At 75.9% G+C, this 4,408-nt stretch carries 5 protein-coding genes; 2 read left to right on the top strand and 3 right to left on the bottom strand.

Annotated features, from left to right (window positions below; translation table 11 throughout):
- The 3 genes from GFJ45_RS15240 to msrA form a co-directional block, all read right to left on the bottom strand.
- Positions 1 to 1,117: alpha/beta fold hydrolase (locus GFJ45_RS15240; protein ID WP_228387147.1), on the bottom strand; the 1,117-nt coding region annotated here is incomplete at its 3' end.
- A complete protein-coding gene (locus tag GFJ45_RS15235; protein ID WP_153398709.1) occupies positions 1,114 to 2,136 on the bottom strand; it encodes a 3-oxoacyl-ACP synthase III in 1,023 nt (340 codons plus the stop codon). The genes GFJ45_RS15240 and GFJ45_RS15235, both read right to left, overlap by 4 nt.
- Before the next feature lie 99 nt (positions 2,137 to 2,235).
- Positions 2,236 to 2,931, bottom strand: coding sequence for a peptide-methionine (S)-S-oxide reductase MsrA (msrA, locus tag GFJ45_RS15230; protein WP_153398707.1), 696 nt, complete (start codon positions 2,929 to 2,931; stop codon positions 2,236 to 2,238).
- Positions 2,932 to 3,007: 76 nt separating this feature from the next.
- Here msrA and GFJ45_RS15225 point away from each other — a divergent pair, with 76 nt between their 5' ends.
- Positions 3,008 to 3,310, top strand: a complete 303-nt coding sequence (locus tag GFJ45_RS15225) for a hypothetical protein (protein ID WP_153398705.1) — start codon at positions 3,008 to 3,010, stop codon at positions 3,308 to 3,310.
- A partial coding sequence (locus GFJ45_RS15220) for a glutamate mutase L (protein ID WP_228387145.1) occupies positions 3,292 to 4,408 on the top strand: 1,117 nt, incomplete at its 3' end. The genes GFJ45_RS15225 and GFJ45_RS15220, both read left to right, overlap by 19 nt.

Below are 4,408 nucleotides of genomic sequence, written 5' to 3'. Positions count from 1 at the left end.
CCCGCACCCGGCGGTCCAGCTCCCCGGAGGTCACCGTGCGGCTCCGCCCGTCGGCGGCCAGCTCGACCAGGGCCGTCGCGACCGGGTCGTGCGCGTCCAGGGCGACCGGCAGCGGCGCCGGCGCCCCGGCCCCGTCCGCGGGCTGTGACCGGGACGCCTCCGGTGCCTGCGCCGGCACCGGCCCGGGTCGCTGTCGGGTCACCCACGCCCAGATCGTGCCGACACCGGCCGGGTGGTCCTCCAGCACCAGGTGCGAGGCGCCGACCACGCGGTGCACGTCGGCGTGGGGCAGCCGGGCGATGAGGTCGCGCAGGTAGCGCTCGGTGAAGACCGGGTCACGGGTGCCCCACAGCAACAGCACCGGCACGTCGGCGAGGTCGCCGGCGGCGAGCCGGTCGGCGGTGTGCTGCAGGGTGGCGGTGCTGGGATGCTCCGGCTCGAGCGGGATGTCCCGCACAAAGTCGGCTACGCCCTGCCGGCGCTCGGCGGAGTCGTAGGGCGCGGCCAGCCCCTGCCGGACCGGGCCGGGCAGCGGCGGACGACAGGTCGCGGCGGCGGCCGCGACGAAGGCGGGGGTGCGCCGGCAGGTGAGGTCCAGCAGCGGGGAGCTGCGGGCGAGCCGGATCGGCGCCGGCACCCGCGCACCGCCGGGATGGTGGACGGCGGTGTTGGTCAGCACCACGCCGGCCAGCCGGGCACGGACGTCGTGGCGCAGTGCCCAGCCCAGCCCGACGGGGCCGCCCCAGTCGTGGGCCAGCAGCACGACCGGGCCGGTGAGCCGGAGGGCCTCGGTGAGCCGGCTGAGGTCCTCGACGCGCTGCGGCAGGGTGCGCCCGGGCGGGGCCTGTTCCGACAGGCCCATCCCCAGCTGGTCGGGGGCGACCACCCGCCACCCTGGCGGCGCCTCGGCGAGGACCCGCCGCCACAGGTAGGACCAGGTGGGGTTGCCGTGCAGGCACAGCACCGTGCCCACGGCGGTGCCCGCCTCCGGCTCGCCGGTGTCGAGCAGGTGCCAGCGGCGGGGCCGGCCCTCGGCGTCGGGCGCGGTGACGTGGCGCGACCAGGCAGGGTCCAGCCCCGGCAGCGGGCCCGGGAGCCCGCGGGCCACCGCTGTCACCAGCGCAGCTCCAGGCAGGTCATGTTCAGCCCGGAGCCGATGCCCATGAGCAGCACCCGGTCGCCGGCCTGGAGCGACTCGGCCTCCTTGGCCAGCGTGATCGGCACCGCCGCAGGGCCCACGTTGCCCAGCGTGGGGAAGGTCAGCGGGATGCGGTCCAGCGGCAGCCCGAGGGAGGACGCGGTGCGCTCGGTGTGCACCGAGGAGACCTGGTGGACGATGTAGCGGGCCATGTCGGACCAGTCGAACTCGGCGGCGGCGTCGCGCCACAGGTCACCGGCGATGGCCATCCCGGCGCGCAGCAGCCCGGCGGTGTCGGTGCGCATCCGGGTGAAGTCGCCGACGCACAGCTCGTGGTGCTCGGTGGCCGCCCGGCTCGCCCCGCCGATCACCGCGTGACCCTCCGGGTGCTGCGAGGCGCGGCCCAGCACCATGGCGGCCGCGCCGCTACCCAGGGTGAGCGTGGCGAACTCCCGCTGCAGGTCCTCGGCCGTGGTCTCCGGGCGGGCGAGCCGCTGCAGGGTGTGCTCCTGCGGCTCGCGGGAGCCCTCGCCGTCGACGACGAGCGCGTAGTCGATCTGGCCGGCGTCGATCATGGTGGCGGCCAGCTGCATGCCGTTGAGGAACCCCAGGCAGGCGTTGGTGAGGTCGAAGTTCTGGCAGTGCGACGCCAGCCCCAGCTCGTGGTGGATGCGCACCGCGACCGAGGGCTCGAGGTGGTCACGGCTCACCGAGGTGTTGACCAGCATCCCGATCCGCGCGGGGTCCACGCCGGCCTCGGCCACCGCCTTGGCGCCGGCCTCGACCGCGCCGTCGACGAAGCTGGTGCCCTCCGGCCACCACCGCCGCTCGCGGATCCCGGCCAGCCGGGACAGCAGCCCGGGGCGCATCCGGGTGCGCTCGAGGGAGGTCGCGAGCCGGGCGTCGAAGTCCGCGGACGTCATCACGACGGGGGCGTCGACGGCCGTCACCGACAGGACGGTGGTGTCGACGGGCCGGAAGGTGGTGTTGCCGCTCATGTGACCTCGGGTGCTGCGGGACGGGACGGACTCACTACATCACAGGGGACGTCCTGGGCGTAACGCCGTCGGGAGGGGGATGGTTCCGGTCGTGCCGCCTCATCCGCTGACGGGCGGGCGCAGCTCCTGCTGGGAGGGCAGCTGGTCCTGGCGCAGCACCCCGACCGGGCAGGTCATGCCGGTCGGCCCGTGGTTGCAGTAGCCGAACGGGTTCGTGTGCAGGTACTGCTGGTGGTAGCCCTCGGCGTAGTAGAACCGGCCGGCCTCCGTGGCGGGGCGGAGCTCGGTGGCGATGTCGCCGTGGCCGTGCTCGTGCAGCACCTGCTGGAACGCGTCGTGGGTGGCACGCACCCAGCGCTCCTGCTCCTCGGTCGTCCAGTAGACCGCCGAGCGGTACTGGGTGCCGACGTCGTTGCCCTGCCGGTCCAGGGTGGTGGGGTCGTGGTTCTCCCAGAACACCCGCAGCATGTCCTCGGGGGTCGCCTCCCGCTCGTCGTAGACCACCTGGACGGCCTCGGCGTGGCCGGTGCGCCCGCTGCAGACCTCCTCATAGGTCGGGTTCGGGGTGACCCCGCCCATGTACCCGGCGGCGGTGCTCACGACGCCGGGCAGCCGCCAGAACAGCCGCTCCGCCCCCCAGAAGCAGCCCATCGCGAGGTACATCAGCCGGGTGTGCTCTCCCCACGGCCCGTGCAGCGGGGTGCCCAGGACGGCGTGGGTCTGCGGGACTCCCGCGATCGGCTCGGCCCGGCCCGGCAGCGGGCCGGCGGGAATCTGGGGTGGATGCACGCGCATACCTCTAGTGTCCCACGTCCGGTGCCCGGAGCGTCGGGTGTGCGCGAGCGCTCGCGGCTGTGGCACGGTGACCGCCATGGATGGCTTCAGCCCGTGGACGGCCGTGCTGCCGCTGCTGCTGCTGCTCGCCGGGGGGCTGCTGGTGGTGTGGGGGCGCCAGGAGCAGCAGCGGGTCCGGGGGCAGCGAGGGTCGCTGGGCGGCTTCGGTGGCCCGCCCGGCACCACTGACGTCGGGGACGGCGAGGGCTTCGGGACGGGACCGGGGGAGCGGCCGCTGGACCCGCTCGCCGGCCGGGGGAAGGCGCTGGCGGGACTGGTCCTGCTCGCCGCTGGTGCCCTGCTGCTGTCCGTCGCGCTGCTGTGGCGGGTGGTCTCCTGACGCTGGCCTGCCTGGACGTCGGGTCCACCTTCACCAAGGCCGTCCTGGTCGACGAGGACGACGGCGCGGTGCTGGCCGGTGCCGCCCGGCCGACGACCACGCCGGCCACGACCGGTGGCGACGTGCTGGACGGCGTGCGGGCGGCGCTGGCCGACCTGCGTGGCCGCGGCGCTCCCGTGCCTGACCTGGCCGAGCCCGAGCGGGTGCTCGTCTGCTCCAGCGCCGGCGGCGGGCTGCGGCTGGCGGTGGTGGGCTACGAGCGGCAGGTGACCGCCGAGGCCGGTCACCGGGTCGGGCTCAGCGCCGGGGCCCGGGTGGTGCACGTCGCTGCGGGACCGCTGCGAGGCGAGGGCGTGACCGAGCTGCGGGCCGCCCGGGCCGACGTGGTGCTGCTCGTCGGCGGCACCGACGGGGGCAACGCCGACGTGCTGGTCCACAACGCCCGCGCGCTGGCCCGGGCCCGCGTGGGGGCCCCCGTCGTCGTCGCCGGCAACGTCGAGGCGGCCGGCGAGGTGGCGACCGAGCTGGCCGCCACCGGCCGCCGCTACCGGGTCACCGACAACGTGCTGCCCCGGATCGGTGAGGTCAGCCCCGCCCCGGCCCGGGAGGCCATCCGCGAGGTCTTCCTCGAGCACGTCATCGGTGGCAAGGGGCTCTCCCGCGGGCCGGCGTTCGCGTCCCTGGTGCGGGCACCGACCCCGGACGCGGTGCTGGCGGGGGTGGCGCGGCTGGCGGAGGTCCGTGGCGAGGACGTGCTGCTGGTGGACGTCGGCGGGGCCACCACTGACGTGTACTCGGTGCTGACCCCGGAGGGCGAGGACGCGACCATCCGGCGGGACGTGGTGGGGACGCTGTGGCACGCGCGCACCGTCGAGGGCGACCTGGGCATGCGGTGGAACGCACCCGGGAGCTGGGAGGCCGGGGTCGCCGAGGGGCTGCTGGACCGTGACGACGAGCCGCTGCGGCGGTGGGTCGCGGCCTGCCATGCCGACCCCGGGCGGGTGCCCCGTGACCACACCGAGAGTGCCCTGGACCTGCGGCTGGCGGCGGTCGCGGTGCGGGTGGCCGCCCGGCGGCACGTCCAGCCGCTCAGCCACC

It is taken from the genome of Ornithinicoccus halotolerans (genome assembly GCF_009602535.1).
GTDB classification, from domain to species: Bacteria; Actinomycetota; Actinomycetes; order Actinomycetales; family Dermatophilaceae; genus Ornithinicoccus; species Ornithinicoccus halotolerans.
The sequence above is the reverse complement of the archived record's forward strand: the minus strand, read 5'-3'. Positions and strand labels throughout refer to the sequence as shown.

Bases quoted from the DNA above. Each gene is read 5' to 3' on its own strand.
- GFJ45_RS15235 (WP_153398709.1), bottom strand. From the start codon at position 2,136: ATGAGCGGCAACACCACCTTCCGGCCCGTCGACACCACCGTCCTGTCG.
- msrA (WP_153398707.1), bottom strand. From the start codon at position 2,931: ATGCGCGTGCATCCACCCCAGATTCCCGCCGGCCCGCTGCCGGGCCGG.
- GFJ45_RS15225 (WP_153398705.1), top strand. From the start codon at position 3,008: ATGGATGGCTTCAGCCCGTGGACGGCCGTGCTGCCGCTGCTGCTGCTG.